Annotated in this window: 22 protein-coding genes; 10 read left to right on the top strand and 12 right to left on the bottom strand. The window is 52.9% G+C overall.

Translation table 11 applies throughout. The features are described 5' to 3' along the window. Positions 1–25 precede the first annotated feature (25 nt). Positions 26–1,390 carry a S41 family peptidase gene (locus BLR09_RS22715; protein ID WP_093208114.1) on the bottom strand — a complete coding sequence of 455 codons (1,365 nt, stop codon included), beginning with the start codon at positions 1,388–1,390 and terminating at the stop codon, positions 26–28. A 120-nt stretch (positions 1,391–1,510) separates the two neighbouring features. After that, positions 1,511–2,812, bottom strand: coding sequence for a DUF349 domain-containing protein (locus BLR09_RS22710; RefSeq protein WP_093208113.1), 1,302 nt, complete (start codon positions 2,810–2,812; stop codon positions 1,511–1,513). Between the two features lie 86 nt (positions 2,813–2,898). Between BLR09_RS22710 and ettA the strand changes: the two genes are divergently transcribed. Beyond that, positions 2,899–4,566, top strand: a complete 1,668-nt coding sequence (ettA, locus tag BLR09_RS22705; protein ID WP_093208111.1) for an energy-dependent translational throttle protein EttA — start codon at positions 2,899–2,901, stop codon at positions 4,564–4,566. A gap of 17 nt (positions 4,567–4,583) precedes the next feature. Here the strand turns inward: ettA and BLR09_RS22700 are convergent, their stop codons facing one another. From BLR09_RS22700 to porW, 3 genes are all read right to left on the bottom strand, one after another. Continuing rightward, entirely contained in the window at positions 4,584–4,994 is a 411-nt protein-coding gene (locus BLR09_RS22700; RefSeq protein WP_093208110.1) for a hypothetical protein, read from the bottom strand. A 70-nt stretch (positions 4,995–5,064) separates the two neighbouring features. Then, positions 5,065–5,631, bottom strand: coding sequence for a Crp/Fnr family transcriptional regulator (locus tag BLR09_RS22695; protein WP_093208108.1), 567 nt, complete (start codon positions 5,629–5,631; stop codon positions 5,065–5,067). A 5-nt stretch (positions 5,632–5,636) separates the two neighbouring features. Beyond that, entirely contained in the window at positions 5,637–7,796 is a 2,160-nt protein-coding gene (gene porW / locus BLR09_RS22690; RefSeq protein ID WP_093208107.1) for a type IX secretion system periplasmic lipoprotein PorW/SprE, read from the bottom strand. Positions 7,797–7,898: 102 nt separating this feature from the next. On the opposite strand from porW, the gene BLR09_RS22685 reads away from it, so the two are divergent. After that, the gene (locus BLR09_RS22685) at positions 7,899–8,108 is read left to right on the top strand and encodes an AtpZ/AtpI family protein (protein WP_093208105.1); all 210 of its coding nucleotides are present in this window, start codon (positions 7,899–7,901) and stop codon (positions 8,106–8,108) included. 1 nt (position 8,109) lies between these two features. Further along, on the top strand, positions 8,110–9,018 hold the full coding sequence (locus BLR09_RS22680) for a hypothetical protein (RefSeq protein WP_093208104.1): 909 nt from the start codon (positions 8,110–8,112) through the stop codon (positions 9,016–9,018). Here the strand turns inward: BLR09_RS22680 and BLR09_RS22675 are convergent. Next, a complete protein-coding gene (locus tag BLR09_RS22675) occupies positions 8,996–9,559 on the bottom strand; it encodes a D-sedoheptulose-7-phosphate isomerase (protein WP_093208102.1) in 564 nt (187 codons plus the stop codon). The genes BLR09_RS22680 and BLR09_RS22675 overlap by 23 nt on opposite strands. Positions 9,560–9,660: 101 nt before the next feature. Here BLR09_RS22675 and BLR09_RS22670 point away from each other — a divergent pair, with 101 nt between their 5' ends. The 5 genes from BLR09_RS22670 (at position 9,661) to atpH (ending at position 12,610) form a co-directional block, all read left to right on the top strand. Beyond that, a complete protein-coding gene (locus BLR09_RS22670) occupies positions 9,661–10,035 on the top strand; it encodes a hypothetical protein (RefSeq protein WP_143011193.1) in 375 nt (124 codons plus the stop codon). A 12-nt stretch (positions 10,036–10,047) separates the two neighbouring features. Beyond that, positions 10,048–11,112 carry a F0F1 ATP synthase subunit A gene (gene atpB / locus BLR09_RS22665; protein WP_093208099.1) on the top strand — a complete coding sequence of 355 codons (1,065 nt, stop codon included), beginning with the start codon at positions 10,048–10,050 and terminating at the stop codon, positions 11,110–11,112. Positions 11,113–11,165: 53 nt separating this feature from the next. Next, entirely contained in the window at positions 11,166–11,423 is a 258-nt protein-coding gene (gene atpE, locus BLR09_RS22660) for an ATP synthase F0 subunit C (protein ID WP_093208098.1), read from the top strand. Between the two features lie 103 nt (positions 11,424–11,526). Further along, positions 11,527–12,021 carry a F0F1 ATP synthase subunit B gene (atpF, locus tag BLR09_RS22655; RefSeq protein ID WP_093208096.1) on the top strand — a complete coding sequence of 165 codons (495 nt, stop codon included), beginning with the start codon at positions 11,527–11,529 and terminating at the stop codon, positions 12,019–12,021. 49 nt (positions 12,022–12,070) lie between these two features. After that, the gene (gene atpH / locus BLR09_RS22650; RefSeq protein WP_093208095.1) at positions 12,071–12,610 is read left to right on the top strand and encodes an ATP synthase F1 subunit delta; all 540 of its coding nucleotides are present in this window, start codon (positions 12,071–12,073) and stop codon (positions 12,608–12,610) included. A 94-nt stretch (positions 12,611–12,704) separates the two neighbouring features. On the opposite strand, the gene BLR09_RS22645 is transcribed toward atpH, so the two are convergent. Further along, positions 12,705–13,865 (bottom strand): alpha/beta hydrolase family protein, encoded by a 1,161-nt coding sequence (locus BLR09_RS22645; RefSeq protein WP_093208094.1) that lies wholly within the window; start codon positions 13,863–13,865, stop codon positions 12,705–12,707. Positions 13,866–14,048: 183 nt separating this feature from the next. Here BLR09_RS22645 and BLR09_RS22640 point away from each other — a divergent pair, with 183 nt between their 5' ends. Then, a complete protein-coding gene (locus BLR09_RS22640) occupies positions 14,049–14,576 on the top strand; it encodes a DinB family protein (protein WP_093208092.1) in 528 nt (175 codons plus the stop codon). Positions 14,577–14,656: 80 nt separating this feature from the next. On the opposite strand, the gene BLR09_RS22635 is transcribed toward BLR09_RS22640, so the two are convergent. Together BLR09_RS22635 and BLR09_RS22630 are read right to left on the bottom strand one after the other, a co-directional pair. Further along, positions 14,657–15,103 carry a transcription elongation factor gene (locus tag BLR09_RS22635; protein ID WP_093208091.1) on the bottom strand — a complete coding sequence of 149 codons (447 nt, stop codon included), beginning with the start codon at positions 15,101–15,103 and terminating at the stop codon, positions 14,657–14,659. Between the two features lie 64 nt (positions 15,104–15,167). Beyond that, on the bottom strand, positions 15,168–16,925 hold the full coding sequence (locus tag BLR09_RS22630) for a phospho-sugar mutase (RefSeq protein WP_093208089.1): 1,758 nt from the start codon (positions 16,923–16,925) through the stop codon (positions 15,168–15,170). A 363-nt stretch (positions 16,926–17,288) separates the two neighbouring features. Between BLR09_RS22630 and BLR09_RS22625 the strand changes: the two genes are divergently transcribed. Further along, a complete protein-coding gene (locus BLR09_RS22625; RefSeq protein WP_093208088.1) occupies positions 17,289–18,248 on the top strand; it encodes a hypothetical protein in 960 nt (319 codons plus the stop codon). A gap of 62 nt (positions 18,249–18,310) precedes the next feature. On the opposite strand, the gene BLR09_RS22620 is transcribed toward BLR09_RS22625, so the two are convergent. From BLR09_RS22620 to BLR09_RS22610, 3 genes are all read right to left on the bottom strand, one after another. Then, complete coding sequence (locus tag BLR09_RS22620) at positions 18,311–20,005, bottom strand: D-alanine--D-alanine ligase (protein ID WP_093208086.1); 1,695 nt, start codon at positions 20,003–20,005, stop codon at positions 18,311–18,313. Positions 20,006–20,193: 188 nt separating this feature from the next. Next, positions 20,194–20,799 carry a T9SS type A sorting domain-containing protein gene (locus tag BLR09_RS22615; RefSeq protein WP_093208085.1) on the bottom strand — a complete coding sequence of 202 codons (606 nt, stop codon included), beginning with the start codon at positions 20,797–20,799 and terminating at the stop codon, positions 20,194–20,196. 179 nt (positions 20,800–20,978) lie between these two features. Further along, positions 20,979–22,583: an OstA-like protein gene (locus BLR09_RS22610; RefSeq protein WP_093208084.1), complete on the bottom strand. Its 1,605-nt coding sequence runs from the start codon at positions 22,581–22,583 to the stop codon at positions 20,979–20,981. Between the last annotated feature and the right edge of the window lie 29 nt (positions 22,584–22,612).

The raw sequence follows: 22,612 nt of genomic DNA, 5'->3' as shown, positions 1-22,612 counted from the left end.
CCGCGCCTTCGGCGCGGACCTTTTCTTATTTCAACCGGATGCCTTTCGGCGCGGCAAGTACTGCTCCCCGGAACGGCGTCTCTGCCTGTACCTTCGGCGCACTTTCCTGCTCGGCTGCCAGGCGCCCGCCGGAAGCCGCCGGGAAACTACCGTTAGCAATAAACGCGAGGGCGTCGGCGACACAAGGCTCCTTCGGATCGCCCCAGTCGTAGGTTACGCCGTCTACTTGTGTACGGTCTGCTTTCAGTCCTTCGTAATAGTCGCCATAGTTATTGGCATTGACCTGCTTGACGGCGAGCGGCAGGGAATAGTAGTTCATCACCGGAATCGGATAATATCCTGCCGGCTTGCCGTAGGTCGTGTTTCCGATAATCTTGACAGTCAGATACGGCGTCAGAACATTGATGAGCAATTCGCTTGCGGATGCTGAATTGCCCGTCGCGATAAAGAATACCCGCGACAGGTTCAGGTTTTCCGCCGGAAGCGCAGTATCAAAATTCTTCGTCTTGTTCCAGCTCGCATACGCGCTGTTGTGTGAATCCTTGTACATCAGCTTTCCGGCGGCCGATTGCGGTACAATCCAGTTGGCGGCCCGTTCGGCAACGGAAACATACCCGCCTCCGTTGTACCGTTCGTCGAAAATCAGTTCTGTCACGCCGTTTGTTTTGAAGTAGCTGAACGCTTCTTTCAGTGCCGCTTCTGCCGTCGTACTGAAGAATGTTTCAAAGGCAACGTAGCCGATTTTCTTCCCGTTTTGTTCGATGATTTTACGTGTCAGGACCGGATTGATCTGGTATTCCGTCCGTTTGATCGTCAGCGTCTGCTGGGTACCGTCCGGCTTCTGGAAGGCGAAGTCGATCGAGCTTCCCTGGAGTGCGGTATTCAGCGCGGCTACATTGGCGCTGGTCGCAGCTACGCCATTCATGGATACTACTTTCCACCCTCTCGTCACACCTTTTACACCTGCGTCAGAATTTTTGTAGACGGAAGCAATCCGCAGATCGTTCGCAGTTCCCGGGGCCCAGCCGAAACTGACGCCGAAATCCCCGCTGATTCCGGAAGATACTTTGTCGTAAACCGACTTCTTCATCGCAAAGCTCCAGCGGTCGAGGTTCTTGCCGTTCGTCCCGAGGGGGCTGTAGGTCCGGACTTTAAGCATGACGGCTTCTGCGCTGTCATAGCTGGTTGGCTTGAAGATCACATGCTTTGGTAGATTTTCATTCCATAGATATAGCTCTTTCGCTACAAAATAAACGCTGTCCCGAACGTCCTTTCCGACAGAATCTTTGGTGGAATCTACCGGCGGTTTGTCAGGTTGCGGGTCTTTCTTTTTAGAACAAGCTCCGATTACCAGCGTAATGACAAGTGAATAAGCGATGAAGTGTTTCATACGGTTTTGGTGTGATCGTAACGACGAATGTACAGGTAATTCCGGATCATCGTGTACGGCATATAAACGAAAAGCCAGTCCGGGATGGACTGGCTTTCAGGTATTCCTGATAAAAATATCCTACAGAACAGTTTCGAGCTCCCGCTTGAACTCGACGAGAAGGGCTTCCTTGACGGAGACTTTCCGCTTCTGGGTATTCACCTTCTGGAAGAGGGTTTTGTCGGCGGCAACGTAGGAACGGATACGTCCGTCGAACTCGAGGTATTGTTCCAGGTCACTCTTCTCCTTGCGGACAAGGTATTCCATTTGATAGATCTGGATCTTCAGCTGGTCGCGCTTCGGTTTCTCATCGAAATCCGGGTAGCGGTATCCGATAACGCGGCGGAGGTAGTTGAGCTCGAACACCTTGTCGCAGGCCATCCGGAATTTTTCGGCGACGTTGCGGTCGAGTGTCTTGACTTTCGGAGCGAGGTCCTTCCATTTCACCAGAAGTTCCTTGGCGCGGTCGGCAGCCTTGGAGATAACATCCTGGTGGATCGAAGCCGTCAGGCGCTCTGCCTCGGCGGCAATGTCCTGAAGTTCCTGAATCCGGGGGTCCACCCGGGGCCGCGGCGTAATTCCCTTGACAGCGTTGTAACGGTCAAAGAAGATTGTCGTTGCCTTTTTAAAGCGTTTCCAGAGTTTGTTCTGGCGCTTGGGCGGTACCTGACCAACGCCTTTCCATTCATTCTGCAACTGCCGGACGCGGGCAAAAGCCTCGTCAAATTCCGTACTGCGCATCAGTTTTTCGGACTCGGCAACCAGCGCTTCGAGTTTCTCGAAACGTTCGTCGATAATCCGGTTCTGTTCGGCGTAGTACTCCCGGCGGCGCTGGAAGAAATCGTCCGAAACGCGGTCAAAACCACCTTCGATTTCATCGATGTACTGCTTGTCGACCGGACCCGTTTTCAGCCACTTGCTCTTGATTTCCTGAATTTTGGCCGTTGCATCATTCCAGTCCGGAATTTTGGTAGCGGCATCCTTCACTTCATCAAGCAGCGCGCGTTTGATCTCCAGGTTCTTCACCTGATTGGAGGAAATCAGGTCGCGCAGGTACACTTCGAGTTTATCGAGCATAGCCAGCAGCGGCATGAAATCGCCGAGGCCGTCAAACTCAATCAGATTCTTGCGTAACTGCAGCAGTTTCGTCAGATAAGATCCTTTATTCTGCGCTTCCTGTACGTCCTGGTGCAACTGGATAACTTTCTGTTGGGCGAGCTGGAAACGGTTACGGAAATAGGACAGAGCCTCTTCTTCCGTATTACGGACGTAACCGATCTCACGGTCAGGGTATTCTCCGTACCCTCTCAGATAAACTTTCCCTTCTTTGGTATACCCGTAGGTGTCTTCGACGTAGCGGTTGGGTGTGATGGTGGTTTCCATGGGTTTTTGAGGAATGAGACTGGTCAAACGGTCCTGAACGCCTACTTTTGCCAGTGCTGATATTCAAGCAACAAATAAACTAAAAAATGAGTAACGAAACTATAATCTTTTCGATGTCGCGGGTAAGTAAAGTTATTCCACCCAGCCGCACCATCATCAAAAACATTTCTCTTTCCTTCTTCTATGGCGCCAAAATCGGCATCCTGGGTCTCAACGGTTCCGGGAAGTCTACGCTGATGCGAATTATCGCCGGTATCGACAAAAATTACCAGGGTGAAGTCGTCTTTTCGCCCGGATATTCCGTCGGTATGCTGGAGCAGGAGCCGCAACTGGACCCTGACAAAACCGTCCGTGAAATTGTGGAAGAGGGTGTTTCCGAGGTAGTAAATTTACTCAAAGAGTTCGAGGAAATCAACGAGGCTTTCGGCGAACCGGATGCCGATTTCGATAAACTGCTGGCACGGCAGGGTGAAGTGCAGGAAAAACTAGACGCGCTGGATGCCTGGGAACTTGATACCAAGCTCGAACGCGCCATGGACGCCCTCCGCTGCCCGCCCGAAGACGCCAAAATCGGCACGCTTTCCGGTGGAGAACGCCGTCGCGTGGCGCTCTGCCGGCTGCTGCTGCAACAGCCTGACGTCCTCCTTCTGGACGAACCGACCAACCACCTTGACGCTGAATCAGTTCTCTGGCTCGAAGAACACCTCCGCCAGTATAAGGGTACCGTTATCGCCGTTACGCACGACCGCTACTTCCTCGATAACGTAGCCGGCTGGATCCTCGAACTGGACCGCGGCGAAGGCATCCCCTGGAAAGGCAACTATACTTCCTGGCTCGAGCAAAAGCAGAATCGCCTTTCCCAGGAAGAAAAACAGGAATCCAAACGCCAGAAAACCCTTCAGCGCGAGTTGGAGTGGGTACGTATGGCGCCCAAAGCCCGTCAGGCCAAATCCAAGGCCCGTCTCGGTGCATACGAACGGCTCCTCAGCGAAGAATCGAAGGAACGGGAAGACAAACTGGAAATCTTCATCCCCGCCGGCCCCCGTCTGGGCAGCAAAGTCATCGAGCTCAGCGGCGTTTCGAAGGCTTATGGTGATCGTATCCTGTTCGAAAATCTGACATTTTCGTTGCCTCCGGCCGGTATCGTCGGCGTCATCGGGCCCAACGGCGCCGGGAAATCAACGCTCTTCAAGCTGCTTACGGGACAAGCCGAGTCTGACTCCGGGACCGTTGAGGTCGGGGAAACCGTCAAGATGGCCTATGTCGATCAGCTTCACGACAACCTGAAAGCCGACAAGTCCGTTTACGAAACCATCTCCGGCGGCAACGACCCGATGATCGTCGGCGGACGGACCGTTAACGCCCGTGCCTATGTGAGCCGGTTCAATTTCAGCGGCTCCGATCAGGAAAAGAAAATTTCCAACCTCTCGGGCGGCGAGCGCAACCGGGTTCACCTTGCGATGATGCTCAAAGAAGGTTCCAACCTGCTTCTGCTCGATGAGCCGACGAACGACCTCGACGTCAACACGCTCCGGGCGCTGGAAGAAGGCCTGGAGAACTTCGCGGGTTGCGCCGTGGTGATTTCCCACGACCGCTGGTTCCTCGACCGGATCGCTACGCATATCCTTGCCTTTGAAGGCGACTCACAGGTATACTGGTTCGAAGGAAACTTCACCGACTACGAAGAAAACCGCCGGAAACGCCTCGGTACTGACGCGACTCCGAAACGGATTAAGTATAAGAAACTGGTGTAGATCATACGAAAGCGACCTCAGGCGGGGTCGCTTTTTTCAGCTCTTTCTTTCAGACGAAACAGCAGGAAGACCAGCAGGTAAAGCGCCACCGGCCCCCAAAAAATAGTATGATGCCAGGGACAATCTAGCCCGCCCTGCCCTTCCCGAACCAGAAACCAGAAAGGCGGCAGCAATTTTACCCATTGCACGCCCCTCAGGGTACCGGGCCGCCAAAACAGCGCCACCTGGCTGACGACGAAGAACAGAAGCGGCAGCGATTCCAGTACAGCTTTCAATAACCCGGAGATATCCATTACCTGGGTATAATACACAAACAGGAGCAGCAGGCTGAACGCGGCAGGAATCGCTATTCCCTTTCCTTCACAGGTGACGAAATGGAAGCAGAGGGAGAGCAAAAGCAGGACAGATACTTCCAGGTATTTTTTCATCGCGGGTTGGATAAAAGCTTCCGCAAAGCTCTGGAAAAGAAGAGATCCCGCGCTTTTACAAATGTTAAAATCAGTACTCTGCCCGGATACGGCTCAAGGTTACCTGCGTCACGCCGATATACGATGCGATCATGTGAAGCGGCACCCGCTGAAGAATGGAAGGAAACTGTTTAAGGACCAACTGATACCGTTGCTCCGCGGTATGGAAAGCAAATAACTTCATGCGTTCGTCCAGGCGCAGGTAGTTTTCGGTGATCATCAGCCGGCCGAGTCGCTCCGTCTCAGGATAATGCCTGAACAACCACTCAATATCCTGATTCCCGACTACCCGCACCTCCGATTCTTCCAATATTTCGATCCAGTATTCACTCGGGAAGCCGGTAAAAAAGCTATCAATAGCACTGATAACCTGCCCTTCAAATCCGAACCAGGCCGTCACTTCCTGATCGTTCCGGTAGTAAAATACCCGTCCCAGTCCCTTCTCGATGAAATAGAAATTCGAACATATTTCCCCTGCCCGAAGCAGCAACGTCCGCCTGGGAACGGTACGTCTGGCGGCTATTTCCCCGATAGCCGCCAACGCCTCTTTCGAAAGAGCCGGAGTAAGCCTGTCGATATACTCAAAAAAAGACTGCATGGGGCCTACTTCCCTTTCGCCGCCGACTGCATGTCCTTTGCCATCCCCGTCAACGTACTGTTCGGATAGTTGCGGAGAAAATCGCCGAGGGCTTTCCGGTATGCTTCCGCATTCTGGGTTTTCGCCACCAGCATGACATGCAGGAGCGCAAACTTGTCTTCCAGCGCATTGCCGGCATATTTCTGCAACCCCTGCTCTACCTTCACCAGCGCATTGGCATACTCACTGCGGGTATAGGCGCCGTAGGCATCGGCATAAAGGTTCTGAGCTTCGGCCTCCGCGCCGGAGGTCAGCGGCGTCAGGCTGCTCCGGTTGATCATCCTCACGAAATATGAATCCGGGAATTTCTGAGCCAGGCGATTTTTATACTCTGCCTGTTGCCCGGTTCCCTCAGCAAGCAGGTACAGCAGGTACAGCGTTTCCGGCTCATAGGAGGTATTCGGGAACAGAGCCAGCAGTTTTTCAAACGTTTCCTTTGATTTGGCAGGTTCGCTGAGGCCCAGCTTATAGAGTTTACCCAGTTCGAAATACGCTGTTTCCTGCTTCTTGCGGGAAACCTCCAGGGCCTGCTGTCCAAACGGAATCGTCTTTTTCAAGTCCTGAATTTCGGGGTCAGCGGGGGCGGCTCCGGTACCGGCGGCCTGTCCGGCAACCGTTTTATTCCCTTGTACAGCCGTCATCGGCGCATCGCCCGACGACAGGCTCATGTCTTTCGTAGACCGTCTCCAGTTGTCTTCCAGCTTCCGTGGGCCCCATTTTTCGCGGAATTCCTGAGAACCCCGTTGCACCGACGAAGGATTATAGAAGTACCATGCCGACGCAGTATTCTCCGTCGCAACGCCATTCTGGGCCAGCAACTGCTCCTGACGGGCACGTGCAGCAGCTTCTTCGGCTTTCCGACGTGCATCTTCTTCTTTTTTGCGTTTATCCGAAACCACCTTCGCCAGGTACTTATCCAGTTCGGTCGGATTCATTCCTGCCAGGTGTTGCAGGCTATCTTCCGTACGGATCGTCCGCAGGTGGCGCACAAACTCATCCAGTACCTTCTTCTTTTCAATAATCCGGGAAAGGTCCGGCATGTTTTTGGGCTGGGAAGAAACCGTACTGTCGTAGTAGGCCTGCGCCGACTCATAATCCTGCAACGGGTTATAGCTCAGCTCGGCAATACGCAGGTAGATCGCCGGAAGCTGGTCACGCGTGGCTTTGGCAAACTGTGCAGCCGTCTTGTAATAGGGAATAGCCTGTTTGATATTACCCCGGCGCTCTTCATACGAACCCATCGCGTAGTAGATCCGGTCCTTGAGATCGTCGTTTTTCCGGTCTTTCAACATCCGGCTGAAACTCACATTCGGATCCTGACCCGGCTGGTTGAGCAGGGAATTTAGTTTGGCATAAAACGACAGGTCATACCCCGGGCGGTTTTTCTGCACCTTACTGTATTGCGCCAATGCCTTTTGCGGCTTGTTGGTCAGCTCATACAATTGACCGAGGGCATAATAAACCCGCGCTCTCTGCTCTCCCTTTTTCATCAGCGGGAGGGTTTCTTCGAGAATCGCCGCAGCAATGGCGTATTCCTTCCGCTGCTGGTGGAGATAGGCTTTGGTGAGGTAGTACTCCCGGGTTTCCTCCTTGCTGAGCGGCAGGGTCCGGACGACGTCCGCCACGCGAAGCGCAGTACCATACTCCCGCTGCTCTACATATGCCCGCATCAGGCCGATCAGCGCGGCCGACCGGGAGTTTTCATCGGGATAATTGGTATTGACGTATTTGAACGTCTCGACAGCATTCCGGAAATCTCCCTGCTCGAGACGTGCCTGCCCGATGAGCAGGTAGGCATCGTCTACATAAATAGCATTCTGATGGCGCTCGGCTACGAGGGAAGCCTTCTTGATAACCGCCGCCAGCTCGGTTGATACGGCCAGCGCGGCATTCGAGTCTACCGGAACCACGACGGGCAACAGCGCCCCGTAGTTGTCCTTCCGATCCCGGAAAAGCGTCGCCCGGGCTTCTTCGAGCTTTTCTTTCGCCTGAAGAAGGGCATTATACCGGGCCGTAATATTGTGGAACGCGACGTTGGCCGGGGCCGTGGAGTGCTGCGTACAGGCAGCTACCCAGCCGAGACCCGACAGGCAAACGAGATTCCGGAAACAGGAAGACAATCGCATCGGAAATGAAAAACAATTCTCCTCTACAAACGGTTGGAAAGAGGCGTAGATTTTATGCCAAGTACGTAAATTCCGCTCAAAAATTACCCATTCTCTCCGGCTATGACTGACGAACCTCCCAAATTCAATCCTTATCTCCGGTATTCGGGGATGGCTATGCAGATGCTCGTGACGATCGGAGCAGGCGTTTTTCTGGGAATGAAGCTGGATGAATGGCTCGAAACCCGTACGCCGTGGTTCACCATCGGGTGCTCGCTTTTTTTCATCGCCGCGGCACTGATTTCGGCCATACGAAGCCTTCCGAAAAACTGATATGGAACATCTGCATGTCCTCAACGGTGATTCTACCGCCGTTTCTTTCGGTGGAACCGGTCTGCCGGGCAGGCGCGCCGTCTGGCGGGAAGCCCTTTGCGAGGACCGGGTCGCCTGGCATGCCGATCCGCTCGCCGTTCTCCGGGAACGCAGCAGTTTCTTTCCGGATTACGAACGTCAGGTACTGGCTGAATGGGAAGTCATCGCCGCGCATCGCGGGCCGGTTGTACTCTGGTTTGAATTCGATCTTTTCTGCCAGATCAACCTGCTTTTTCTGGTCAGCTACCTGCCGGACGAAAATCCGGTGTTTCTGATTTGTCCCGGAGACCACCCGGAAATTCCAAACTTTCATGGTCTGGGCGAATGCAATGCACGGCAACTGGCTGCGCTGTATGTCACCCGAATTCACTTAACCGAGGCCGACCGGCAGGCGGCCCGCTTGCTTTGGAAAGCCTATACCTCGCCGAATCCGGAAGCGCTTGCTGCCGTCAGGGATACCGGTCCTTTTGTCCATTTTCCGGCGGCGATTTCCCTCCACCTGCAGCGGTTTCCGTCTGTGACGACAGGCCTGAACCGTATTGAAACCTTTTTTCTGGAACAACTGCTCCGGAAACCCGCCGGTCTTTCAACACTGCTGCCTGCATTCTGGCGGGCATATCCGGGATTCGGCTTCGGAGATACCCAACTGAAAGAAACCCTGAACGACCTGGTACAGTACGGACTGCTCGCTAATAACGGAGGTGACTATTCCCTCGCTCCCGATGGCCATGCCGTTTGGGCAGGTTCTTCAGACTATGTATCCCGGTGGACAGGCTCGCGCTGGTTGGGAGGATGCGAGCTGGCGTCTGGTCAGCCTGTTCCCCGGTGGAATCCGGCAGAAAACACAATCAGCCGACCTCCCCTTCAATAAACGCATAACAAATCAGGTGGCAAATCGCCATCTGGGCGTCTTCGGCCCGCCCGTAGTGCGTGTCGGCAATGCGGACAACCGTATCACTAATTTCGGCGAGCGTTCCGCCTTTGCCGCCGACGAGGGCGATGGTCTCCACTCCGTTTTCCCGGGACCACTCTGCTGCTTTGACGAGGTTGGGCGAGCTGCCGGAGACGCTGAGCATCATCACCAGATCCCCGGGTCGGGCATAGTTGTGGAGCTGCATGCGGTATACTTCGTCGTAGGCATAGTCGTTTCCTAATGCCGTAATCCAGCTGATACTTTCATTGAGCGAAGAAACCCGGAACCGGCGGCCCATCCTGTCGGAAGCACTTTTTCCCAGGTCGGTAACGAAATGGGACGCGTTGGAGGCGCTTCCGCCGTTTCCGAAAACAAATACCTGCCGGTCTTCTTCCCAGCATTTTTTGAATTTGCGGATGATGGTTTCCACCTGTTCGACGGAAATGGAATCGAGGGCTGCTTTTTGCTGGCGGAGGTAGGCAGAGAGGTAGTGTTGCATGGTATTTGTTCAGATCGGGAAGCAAAATACGCAGCTTCGGATTCACGGGAAAGCCGGGACTGTCCGGTCCCCTCCGTACTTTTGCCGGAAAGACAGTCGGCATGTTACGTATTCTGATGCCGCTCGTACTGAGCGGAATTGTATTTTTTTTAGCTCCGGTTTTAGGCTCCGGGGGGTGGATACACCGCGACAGCTGGGACATGCTGGCCTTTTTCGGATGTCTGGGATTTCTTAACTACCGGCTCATAGAACGCGGTTTTGCGGATCGGGAAGAGAAGTTTGTGACGTTTTACCTGGGTAGTATGGTCCTCCGCATGATTCTCAGTTTTGCATTCCTGCTGGTCTACCTTTTGCTGGGAGCTCTTGATTTCAAGCACTTCATTCTGGAGTTTTTTGTACTCTATTTATTTTTCGCAGGTTTTGAATTTGCAGGAGTCTATCGTAAATTGCGGCACTTTTCTGAGAAGAAGCCCTGAAACCCCGTCGCGATGAGCCGAAATCGTACTTTCAAAGCCCTAGCATTCACCGTTTTATCGTTTGCTCTTTCTGTTTTCGCCGCTCCGGCCGTGTTTGCTCAACACGAGCACGCTGCTGCCGAAGAACATGCCCATGAACATGGGAAAACGGAAGAATTTAATCCGGGACAAACTATTCTTCACCACGTTTCCGATGCCCACGAGTGGCACCTCGGTACGATCGGAGAATCGCATATCTCGATTCCCCTGCCGGTGATTCTGTACAGCCCGACGAAGGGTCTGAAGGTCTTTTCCTCCAGCCATTTCTACCACGGCAACGGAACGCATGACGGTTTCACGCTCCACCATGAGCACATCACGGCCGAAGACGGATCGAAGGTCTATGATTTTTCCGTTACGAAAAACGTCGCCTCGCTTATCCTGAGTGTCGTTCTTCTCCTGCTGATTTTCACGTCCATCAAGAATTCGTACGCCAAGCGTACCGGAAAAGCGCCGAAGGGCCTTCAGTCTGCGCTGGAGCCGTTCATTCTCTTCATCCGGGACGAAGTAGCCAAGAATTACATCGGAGAAAAGCACTACAAGCGCTTCCTCCCCTACCTGCTGACGTTGTTCTTCTTCATCTGGATCAACAACCTGCTGGGTCTGCTTCCGGGCGCTGCCAACGTAACGGGGAATATCGCCGTCACGATGGTACTCGCCATACTGACGTTCATTATCGTCAATATCAATGGAAAGAAGACCTACTGGCAGCACATCTTCGCGATGCCCGGCGTACCGGCCTGGATGCTCGTCATCCTGACTCCGGTGGAAATCGTGGGTATGATGATGCGTCCGTTCTCCCTGATGGTCCGGCTTTTCGCCAACATCACGGCAGGCCACATCATTCTGCTGAGCCTTCTCAGCCTCATTTTTATCTTTAAATCAGCAGCGCTCAGCGTGGTCGTCGGTCCTTTTACCGTCTTTATGACACTGATCGAGCTGCTGGTAGCCATCCTTCAGGCCTACATCTTTACGGTACTGACGGCCAGCTACATCGGTGCTGCCGTGGAAGAACACCACCACGACGATCACCACTGATAACCTGTTTCGCTTTTACGAGTTTTTGTTTCACTATATAATCTACTAAAGTCATGTTGACTGTTCTTTTGCAAGCTGCTCAGGAAGGTGGTCTTTCTCTGGCATACCTCGGTGCCGCAATCGGTGCTGGTCTGGCTGCTATCGGCGCTGGTCTGGGTATCGGCCGTATCGGTGGTTCTGCTATGGAAGCCATTGCCCGCCAGCCGGAAGCATCTGGTAAAATCCAGGGCGCCATGCTGATCGTTGCCGCTTTCGTGGAAGCTGTTGCTCTCTTCGGTGCGGTTATCAGCCTTCTGGTAGCTGTGAAGTAATTCACAAAATCTGCATCCGGCCCGGCTTGCATTAGGTGACCGGGCCGGATGTTCTCAGTGAAACAAACAAGATCTTTTTGCATCATTTTATATTTCCAACGTCATGGACTTAATTACCCCTAGTTTTGGTCTGATTTTCTGGCAGTTGGTTTTCTTCCTTCTGCTCGTCATTGTTCTGGGTAAATTCGCCTGGAAACCCATTCTCGCCAGCCTCGCTGAACGGGAACAGTCGATCGAGGACGCCATCGAACTGGCCAAGAAAACCCGTGCCGAAATGGCACAACTCAAGGCCGATAACGACAAGGCAAAGGCGGAAGCCATCATCGAGCGCGACGCCATCCTGAAGCAGGCCCGCCAGACGGCTGAAAAGATGATCGCTACAGCGAAAAACGAAGCCGCTCAGGAAGCAAAAGCTGAAATCGAGAAAGCACGTAAGTCTTTCCGCGATGAGCAGGCTGCCGCTGTTGCCAAGCTGAAAGGCGAGACCGCGAAAATCGCGATCGAAATCGCCGAGAAAGTACTGCGCCGCGAACTGGCAGACAAAGCTGCTCAGGAAACTCTCGTGAGCGAGTGGCTGAAAGACGCCAAACTCAACTAACTTTAGCATCATGTGACGCGCCCGGCGCCTCACGGAATCTGATTCCACTATGTCTGACCAAAGCGTAGCGTTTCGATATGCCAAATCGTTGATCGGGCTGGCACAGGAAAAAGGTGTTCTCGACACGGTTTACCAGGACATGCAGCTGTTCTCACAGGTGTGTACGGAAAACCGCTCGTTTTCCCTCACGCTGAAAAGCCCGATTGTCAAACACTGGAAGAAACTCGAAATCCTGAAAGCCGTTTTTCAGGATAAGGTAAGTCCTGTAACGTTTTCGATTTTCGAGATCATTACAAAGAAGAACCGGGAAGCGATCCTGCCGGCCGTAGCGACTGAATTCAGCCGCCAATACCAGCTGCTCAAGGGGATCCTCACCGCTCATATTACTTCCGCCTCGCCGCTTACGGACGCCCAGCGTGCCGAAGTACGGTCGGTAGTAGCCACGCAAACCGGCAAGACCGTTGAGCTGGCAGAAAAGGTAGATCCGACCCTCATTGGCGGATACCTCCTGCGTGTAGGGGATAACCAGATTGACAACTCGATCAAGAGCCGGTTGAACGACCTGAAGATCCAGTTCTCACAAAACTAGTTTCGAGTACCTTTTTAGTTGATTTTCTGATTTTTTACCTGTTTGCATACAGTTGGAAAAAGCCCCGTCACTTGGCGGGGTTTTTTCTTGTAGCTCAGCGAAAGGACAGGGCTTTCATGACGGCCTCTTCACCGTCGAGGGCCGTAGCGGGGCGCGGATGGGTCGTATCAAAGACGGCCAGCTCTTCCCGGGAAAGCAGGCGGTTGCTGCTCTCGTCGACCTTTCCATCCTTGCTTACCTTCGCCAGATCCAGCTTCAGGTACTTCGCTATAAACGGGTACATCGCCGCCCGCTTGCTCGGGCCGTAGTCGTGTTTTTCATCCGGCAAATGCTTGTTTTCCACTGCTTTTTGGGCTGCATAGAAGGAATATATATTCCGGATGAAGGGGTATTCAACATCGGGCGTATTGCGGGTCCAGTCGTCCCCGTCTGAAACCAGAAGCATCGGTTTCGGCGCAAACAGCGCGGCTATCTCTACATTGTTTGTTTCATGCGAAGGACGTTTGTGTATCGGCATACCGCTTTCGCACACGCATCCGCCGAAGAAATGGGCGGATACCATCACAACAGGTACCGATACCTTGATCCGGGGCTCCAGGGCGGTCAGGAGAAACGTCTGGGTACCTCCGCCGGATTCGCCCGTCATACCGATCCGGCCCGGATCTACCGAAGGCAGGCTCAGCAGGTAGTCCAGCGACCGCATACTGTTGAGCGTCTGCAATTTCAGGGCTTTGGGAAATTTGTGAGGCGTCTGGGTGGCATCTCCCATGCCGTTCATGTCATACACAAATACGACGGCTCCCATACGCGCCAGGGTAGCGCATCGCTGCTGGGTTTGCTCCCGGAACCGGCCCGAAGGGTTTTCCCCGTGGCCGTGCGGGCACAGAATACCGGCGGTTTTACCCTTGAGCCCCAGCGGCTCGTATAGGTTGCCCGTCACATAAATACCCGGCAGGCTTTCAAAAGCGACATTGGAGACGGCATAGCCGTCGAGTTCACGGCGACTATGCACAATCGGTTTCAGCGGAGCAAAGGAGCTACGGTTGAAATGACTCAGTTCCAGGCCGTCCAGTATTCCCTGCCGAATCTTTGACGCGCGTTTTTCCCACGAAGCGCGGTCCTGGTACTGGCGTCCGCATTGAAGCAGTTTCTCCCTCCCTTCTTCCTCCGTATAAAATTTACCCTGACGAAGCTCTGTCTGGGCGGTAGCGGCCAGGCTGCACAGAAGCAGTCCGCTGACAAGAAAATGGCGCATGGCGTTGAGGCGATATGGAACGTTTCTTCGGATCGAAAGACGACAGGAAGCTATGGATTCCCTCTAATCCCGGTAGTACGCACTGTCCTGCTCAACAGGCCCTTCTTCGCAAAAAATTAATTTCCGATATCTCGGCAGTTTCTCTACATTCGGCTGATTTTCAACCGTAACTGCTGCATACACATGAAGACTGTTTTATTTACTCTTTCCGCCCTGGTCATGACCGTATTGACCAGCTTCGCCCCCAGCAACCAGGCTACAATGATCGCCGACTGGGAACGCGCCAAAGCCTACACCAAAGAGTACCTCGACGCCATGCCGGAAGACGGGCTCGGCTTCAAACCTACTCCCGAAATCCGCAGTTTCGCCGAGCAGATGGCGCACCTGGCCAATGCCAACTTCATGTTTGCCTCGATGGCCTCAGGCAAAACAAGTCCCTACCAGGGCAAGAATCTGGAGAAGCTGGACGAGTATACCAAGTCAAAAGCGAACCTGACGAACGTTGTCATGGAAAGCTATGATTACGTCATCGCAGCCCTCAAAGGCATGACAGACGCCCAGCTTGCCGAAACCGTGAAAATGCGGGATAACATGATTCCGAAGGGCATTCTGATCGACAAGGCCTTCGAACACCAGACGCACCACCGGGGTCAGACGACTATCTATCTCCGCTTGAAGGGAGTAGTACCTCCGGGAGAAAAGCTCTTCTGATTCACCGATTCTTACAAAAAATAAACTGCCTGATCGGCGCGCCGGAAGTATTCAGCCAACGGCGTTCCGATCAGGCAGTTTCAATATATTCCGAGGATAGCGGTCTGTTTTCCCTTGAAAAGAAAGGTATCTCCGGCTTTTTTGCCGAGCAGCTGACCCGCTACCGGCGATCCCGGCGAGATAACCAGTACTGTATCGCCTTCCCATCGCACGACCCCGACACTCACCGCCAGAAAGAACCACTCTCCTGCCGTCCGGACGAGTGATCCGAATGCGATACTGGCGCTTTCGCCGGCCAGTTCGGGGCGTTCGAGTTGCAGCCGGTCCAGTCGCGCGGTTTCATACTGCCGGGCGTGCTGGTCGCGCTCGTTCTGCGCCATGGCTCGGGCGGTTTCATACTTGTCTCCGGCAGAACTCTTGCTTTCCGCATTGGCCGACTCCTGTGCCGCCTGCATGGCGCTTCTGGCCATTTCGACGCGCTCATCCAACAGGGTCCTCAGGTGCGCCAGTAACGATGCTTTTTCCATAATGCTGAAAAAGCCGGAGGCCGGTGAGTTGCCTCACCAGCCTCCGGCAGATGGGTATCAAAACTTATTTCAGGCCGAGATCTTCCTGAATCTGGCTGACCTTCTTTTTAAGCGCATCGTACGTTGCGTTGAAGTCTCCGGGCTGCGTCAGTGGCGCGTTGACCGAGACGTAGAATTTGATTTTCGGCTCGGTACCGGACGGGCGGGCAGACACTTTCGAACCGTCGGCGAGTACCAGCTGAATCACGTTGGATTTTTCGATACCCATGCCCACCGGAATCGGCGTTTCTACACCGGTCGCGACATCCTTCGAAACGAGGTTTTCATAGTCGAGGATTGTCACCGGGCGGGAGCCTGCTACTTCAGCCGGCGGGTTGCTGCGGAGGTCGCGCATCATCCGCTGGATTTCTTCAGCTCCTTCCTTGCCTTTCTTTGTCAGGGAGATAAGGCCTTCGTAATAGAAGCCGTTCTCCATGTACATTTCCGTCAGCAGGTCGAAGAGGCTGAGGCCTTTGTCTTTGGCATATGCAGTCAGCTCGGCGATCATGGCGCAGGAGGCAATCGCATCCTTGTCGCGCACGGCATCACCGACGAGGTAGCCGTAGCTTTCTTCACCCCCGCCGATAAACTGCTCTTTGCCTTCCAGGTCGCGGATCACCCCGGCGATGTACTTGAAGCCTGTCAGCGTATTGTAGCATTTGACGTCGTATCGGGCGCACATCTTGTCGATGAGGTCGGTCGTAACGATTGTCTTTGCGACAAATTCTTTGCCCGTCAGTTTCCCCGCGTCTTTCCACGCCCGGAGGAGGTAGAAAATGATAAGGCTCGCCATCTGGTTGCCGTTCAGCAACTGCCATTCGCCGTCCGAATTCTTGACGGCAGAACCTACGCGGTCGGCGTCTGGATCGGTCGCCATTACCAGATCAGCGTCCTGCTCTTTGGCCTGATTCATGGCAAGAGTCATGGCCTCCACTTCTTCGGGGTTGGGATAAACCACGGTCGGGAAGTTGCCATTCGGCGTCGCCTGTGCTTCCACCACTGAAACATTGGTGAAACCGATTTTGGCCAGTGCCTTTGGAACGAGGGTAATGCCCGTACCGTGGATCGGGGTGAAGACAATTTTCAGGTCTTTCTGCCGGGCGATAACGTCGGGATTAACAACGTTTTTCACAATCACCTGCTCCAGGTATTGTGCGTCGACTTCTTCACCGATACGTTCGATCAGGTCCGGATTGCCCTGGAAGTTGATGTCTTCCACGGATTGAATCTGGTTGACTTCGCCGATGATGTTTTTGTCATGCGGCGCGACAACCTGTGCGCCGTCGGTCCAGTAGGCCTTATACCCGTTGTATTCCTTCGGGTTGTGAGAAGCCGTAATGACAACGCCGCTCTGGCAGCCGAGGAGGCGGATGGTGAACGACAGTTCCGGTGTAGGGCGCAGCTCTTTGAAGAGGTACACCTTGATCCCATTGGCCGAAAATACATCGGCTGCCACCTGGGCAAATTCGGGTGACATGTTGCGGCTATCGTGCGCAACGGCCACCTTGATCTGTTGATTCGGGAAATTTTTCTTCAGATAATTTGCCAGTCCCTGGGTGGCGGCCCCGACTGTATACCGGTTCATGCGGTTGGAACCTACACCGATCAACCCCCGGAGTCCGCCGGTACCGAATTCAAGCTCCTTGTAGAAGGCGTCCGTAAGTTCGGTGTCGTTGTTTTCGTCAATCAGCTTCTGAATGATGGACTTGGTTTGTTCATCGTAGTTGCCGGAAATCCAGGTATGTACTTTCTGGCGAATGATTGCGTCGAGTCCGGTTGACATGTTCCGTTTAGGTTATGTGTAGATAGAATGATAGGTACTTATACGAGAATCTCTTCTCCTTTGTTCTGACTGCGGCAGTACCGCAAAGACGAACACGCAATCTTACATTGATTCTCTCTTTCGACGCAAGCATTTAGTCTTTTCACGGAAAATTTTTCGTCTCCGGAAATCCAAACCTCCCGACCCTCCCGTTAATATGTGTAGAAAAGCCGCTAGAAATCAGGTGGTTCGATATTTTAACCTATGTCCGGTACAGTTCTTATAACCAACAAAAGTCCGCTATCGAGTTAAGCCTTCTACTTATTTCCCTTATTATTCATCAATCGCTTGTTTCACTATTAATCCATCGCTTTTTTTCATACCATGGACGCTACAAACCATAATCAAAACAAATCATCCAGCGGGATCTGGGGTGCAGCTTTTGCCGTGATGCTCGCAATTTCAGGAGTACTGGGATTTCTTCTTTTCCAGGAAAAACAGGAGACAGACAAACAGTCGACTGAAATCAGTATCAAAGCCCGGGACCTGGCTATTACGCACAGCAAGCTTGATTCCATCTCCCGTGAGCTTGACGCTAAAATCGCGCAGGTTCAGCAGCTCGGCGGTAACATCGAAGAGCTTCAGAAACTGAAAGTACAACTTGAGGCTGATAAGGCGGCCGTTCTGAAGAACAAAAACGTATCTGTTGCCAAGTACGAGAAGAAAATCAAGGAATATGAAGCGATTCTGACGCAAAAGGACGAGGATATCGCCCGTCTGCAGGAAGAAAACGGTCAGCTGACCAACCAGAACCAGCAGCTCTCGCAGGAAAACACCACGATCAAAACCGATCTGGACAATACCCGCCGCAGCTACTCTGACTCTGTCAGCACGCTGAGAACCAACAACAAAGAGCTGGAAGACAAAGTGACCATCGGCTCTGCCCTTCGCGCTGAAAATGTACGTGTACTGGCAGTGAACAAGCGTGGCAAGGAACGTTCGAACGACGAAAACGAGTATAAAGGCCGCAAGACTGAAAAAATCAAGGTAGCCTTTACCCTCGCTCCGAACCCGCTGACGAAAGAAGAACCCAAAGATATCCTCCTCCGCGTGGTTGATCCGGAAGGCGCTGTTCTCTCCGACACCGAAACCGGCTCAGGCGTATTCTCCTTCCAGGGCAAAGACATGCAGTATACCTACAAGCAGTCTGTTCGTTATTCTACGAACCGCCCGATCGTAGAAATGCTCTACACCCGCGGTCAGGACTACAAGAAGGGTAAATACAACATCGAACTCTATGCCGAAGGATTTAAAATCGGCGAAGGAAATTTCGTAGTACGTTAATTCTTATCAAATAGCTGTTAGAATTACGGAAAAAGCCGCCCCTCATCGGGGCGGCTTTTCTGTTAGGAGGCCGTCAGAAATTCCCTGACGGCCCGGGAATAAGCCCGGCATTCTTCGATCAGCGGATGAACAGGCTGATCCAGGCTCTCGATGAGCTCGGCAACCGACGGTCTCGCCATCAGCGCGGCATTCAGGATTACGGCTCCTTTCTCAGGATGCAAAAGCACCGGAACCGGAACCTGATCGGCCGATGCCGCTACCCGGTTATAAGTCTTTTTTGCTTCTTCAAACGCTTCGTCGGTAGCTGGAAACCGGATTTCCGTTTTCGTCCGGGAGGCCAACCCGGCTACCCGGACGCGGATCGCGTCATCGAGCTTCTTCAATTCCATCCGCAGCATCGAGGTGAGTTTTCCGGTACGGATGCGCTCCCGCAGCGAAAACCGAATAAAGTAGGTCAGTGAATCCGTCACATTCAGACCGATTTCGGCCATTTGCTTGAAGATAAACGACGACGGCGACATACCCGGCAGCGTATTCGGATCGTGCAGCAATACTTCGCCTTCAGGCGTCAGAAAACCGTCTATCCGGACACAGGCGCCGAACTTGAACAGATCGAACGTCTCTTTTACGATAGCATGCACCTTCCGGTTATTTTCCAGCGATGTGCGAATAGGAATGGCCTTGCGGGTGGTACTTGTCAGGTACTTCGTTTTGAAATCGAAAACTGTATTGTCGTCCAGCTTAATCACTTCCGACGGAGGCAAAGCCAGGGGAGATCCATCGAAATCCTGAATCACCCCGCAACTGAACTCCTGCCCGTTGACAAAGCTTTCGAAGAGTACAGCATCTTCGGCATGGACGGAGGAAAGCAGCGCAAATTCAGCGCCGGCAGTAAACGTCGCATCGAGCGCCTTCCAAAGAACCGCAGGGTGGGTAATGATCTCTTTTTCATCCAGTACCAGCGGAAAGGCGATGCCTTCGTCGAGGTTGGCGATCCGCTGGAGCTTCTCCCCTTTTTCGTTATCTGTAAGGGATACCCATTCTTCCCGTGTGATTCGTTGCAGGAAAAAACTCTGAAGTACGCCCTTGACAAATTCATCCAGTTCATCTTTCCGGACAAAGGAAACGCCGATGGAAGAACCCTGATGCGGCGCCTTGCAAACAAAAGGCAGCCCTACGTGTTCTTTTACCAGCTCAAACAGAATTGACTTGTCGGTGTGGTCCCACTGTTCTTTTGTGATGGAATAAAGACGTTTATTAAGTCCGACGGTCCGTTGAATCAGGATGTTCTGTGCAATCTTGTCAATGCCGATACCAGACCCCATCAGGCCGGACCCGTAGTAGGGAATACCGTACCATTCCAGCAGTCCCTGAATTGCGCCGTCTTCGAGCTGCGGGCCGTGTACAGCCAGGAATGCAAAGTCGAAATGAGCCGCAAAATCCTTCGGTTCTACCTGCGTTCCCACAGCCTGGATCATGGCTCTTTCCGATTCCGGATCAAGGTCGAGCGATTCTTCGTATACCCGGAAAGGATATCCTTCAGTCGCGGTAAAGGCAGGCGGCGGGTAAAAATCACGGATCGACTGCGCTTCCATGAATTCCGGTTTCAGCAGGATGAAATTACCTCTCCCGTCGATAAAGACCGGGACCGGTGTAAACAACGAGCGGTCGAGGCAGGTAAAGGTCGTTTTTCCTCCCAAAAAGGAAATCTCCCGCTCGCGGGCCGGTCCGCCGAAAAAAATGCCGATTCTAAACAACGTCGTAATCGTTTGATGTGAAGAACAAACGGGCTGAGGCCCGGGACGAATGCGTTTGCCGCGGGACTGGGTACCCGGGACCAAGCGTCCCGAAAGTTACACAGACAAGCTCCGAAAGCGGGGCATAGCACAAAAAAAACCTCCCGTGCCGAGGCAGACGGGAGGTTTGACAATTTACCCAAAGTTCACTATTGGTGACGCACCAGGAGTTTTTTGGTGATCAGAGTCTTGCCTTCCAGCGAAAGCTGGTAAAAGTATATGTTGTTCGGGAGGCCCGCGGTAGAAAATCTCTGCCGTTTTTCCGTGCGGTCGAGCACAAATTCTCCGACCTGCATACCCAGCGGACTATAAAACGTAATTTTTGCTTCCCCGGCATTCGGAGCCAGGTTATAGTCTACGTATACATAGTCGTTGGCCGGGTTTGGATAGAGGTTGGACACCACTACCTTTTCGCCGTTGTACAGCTTGTCGATATTCAATTCTTCAGGCTCACGACCGGAATCCGAGGATACCAGCGCCGCAGGTGCGATCGGCTGATCTGCCCGACCCGTTTTCGGACGGTTCCGGAGCAGATTCCGGTAATATTCGTTGACGGCCGTCGACCGGTTGAGCTTTACTTCCCGGGACATAACTGTCTTCGGGTACTCAAACGAATTCACATGGCTGGACGACTTGGCTTTCGGCTTAATGTCCAATCGGCTCCTTTTGGGCTCTCCCTGGGCCAGCGTCTTCTCGGCCCCCACAGTAGCGAGGAGGAGAAGTAAACCGGACAGAAAGAGTAAAAGGTGTTTCATGACTTCTAAGGTGCGGAACGCATACAGCTGCCTTCACAGGAGCAAAAGTATGCATACGCGTTTGATTACCAAGTTTTTAACAAGTTTTAACAGGACTTTTCGACTCAACGGTCTCACTTCCGGGACGAAAGGTCAAAAAGTTATGCCAAAAAAAAGACTGACGGACTATATTTTTCCCCCTACTTTTTCGTTGAGGCCGTCGGTATAACTTTCGGAGCCACCGCAGGCTTTCGTTCCGGCAGGCGCATGACCTTTTCGCGGGTTGGTTTTTCCTTTTCTTTCCAGACAAATCCGTCCAGCTCCCGGTTATCGGAACTCACGTCTTTCGGGGGCCTTAATACCCCGTCCGGCGTACCGAGAAAGGCGATTCGTTTTACTTCGTTTTCCCGGAAATGAATCCGCATACGCGAAGCTTGGACATAATTCATCCCGATAGGTTTATTCTTGTCGTTCCGGGCGAAGTAAATACTCTCTCCGTTTCCTTCTACCAGGGTATTGTCCAGCTTGGAGTCTCCGTTGAAACTGGCTGTTATGTACCTGCCTTTCACCTGGTTAAACTGCTCCAGCGTATCCCGGGCGATGATGAACGCCCTTCGTTTCAGGTACATCGTTTTCAGTTGGTTATTCACCAGGCGGACGAATATGGTATCCGCTTCCGACTGGTTCCGCTGGCTCCAGAGTATGGGCTTTTTGTAAAAACTCATCAGCGAGTCCGCTACACTATAGACAAGCGAATCGCATTTTCCCTGAAGATCGCTTTTGAAAATCAGCACGTGCCCGTCGGCAATCATCCTCCGGGTCGTATCCTTCGTACCCCGGATTTCGAGGGATGTCAGCGTATCCCCGGACACATACAGCGTATCCTTCACAAAAAACCGGCGCATCAGCGCTTCTCCATATACCCGCGAAACGCCTGTTTTACCGAAATACCTGCCGATTTGGCCGGTCAGGAATGCACTGTCTTTCTTGGCGATAATCTCGACATTTCCCCGGGCGATGCCGATCTGGGTAACCGGGTCGTAAAACAGGGAATCTCCCGTGAGGTTATAGTTCTGCGTCCGTACCGTCGAACGCCCCAGGAAATTCGAAATCCGGCTGTTCAGGTTATAGGACCCGGAATTGGTCAGCAGGGTATCGCCCGGAACCGACTTTTTTTTGCTTTTCGAGACAATCTTACTCGGAGCAATGAAAAAGACGTCTTTCGACAGGGTACTATACCGCAGGGAATCAGCTACTAAATCCGTTTCCGGACTATTGACCTTTACGTTTTTATAGAAGTTGAAAATCTTCGTATTCGTGTTGTAATACCCTTCCTTACTCACGAGGGTACTGGTCTTGTCTACCAGGGTACCCCCTGTATTGTAGCTGGCGATGCGGGTATTCATGTCATAATCCAGCTTACGCGTTTTCAGGGTCGAGGTACGGTCATTGAGCGTTACTACCCTTCCTGTCATTTTCGCCAGACGGGTATTGCCGAAATACATGGCCGTGTCTCCAGTAATCGTCAGGCTGTCGCCCTGCAGGATTTTGACGTTTCCATACGCTTCTACGACGTTAATCAGGTCGTTCTTTTTGGCCAGGTGGCATAACAACACCACATTCCCCTGCCGGAGCCGTACGTTTCCCTTCAGAAAAGTTGCTCCCATTTCCTTGTCTACCCAGAGCGAATCCGAGTAATCCACGTCCACAATCTTTGCGGTTCCGCCGGGTGCAGGCGTCTGCGCAATCCCCCAAAGCGGAAGACAGAGTAGCAAACCGAGGATATATCTTTGCCAGTAGTTCATTTCAACAGGCAAAATTAACCAATCCCGGC

The organism is Siphonobacter aquaeclarae (genome assembly GCF_900103285.1).
In the GTDB taxonomy this organism is placed as follows: Bacteria; Bacteroidota; Bacteroidia; order Cytophagales; family Spirosomataceae; genus Siphonobacter; species Siphonobacter aquaeclarae.
This window is presented reverse-complemented; position numbering and strand designations above follow the sequence as displayed.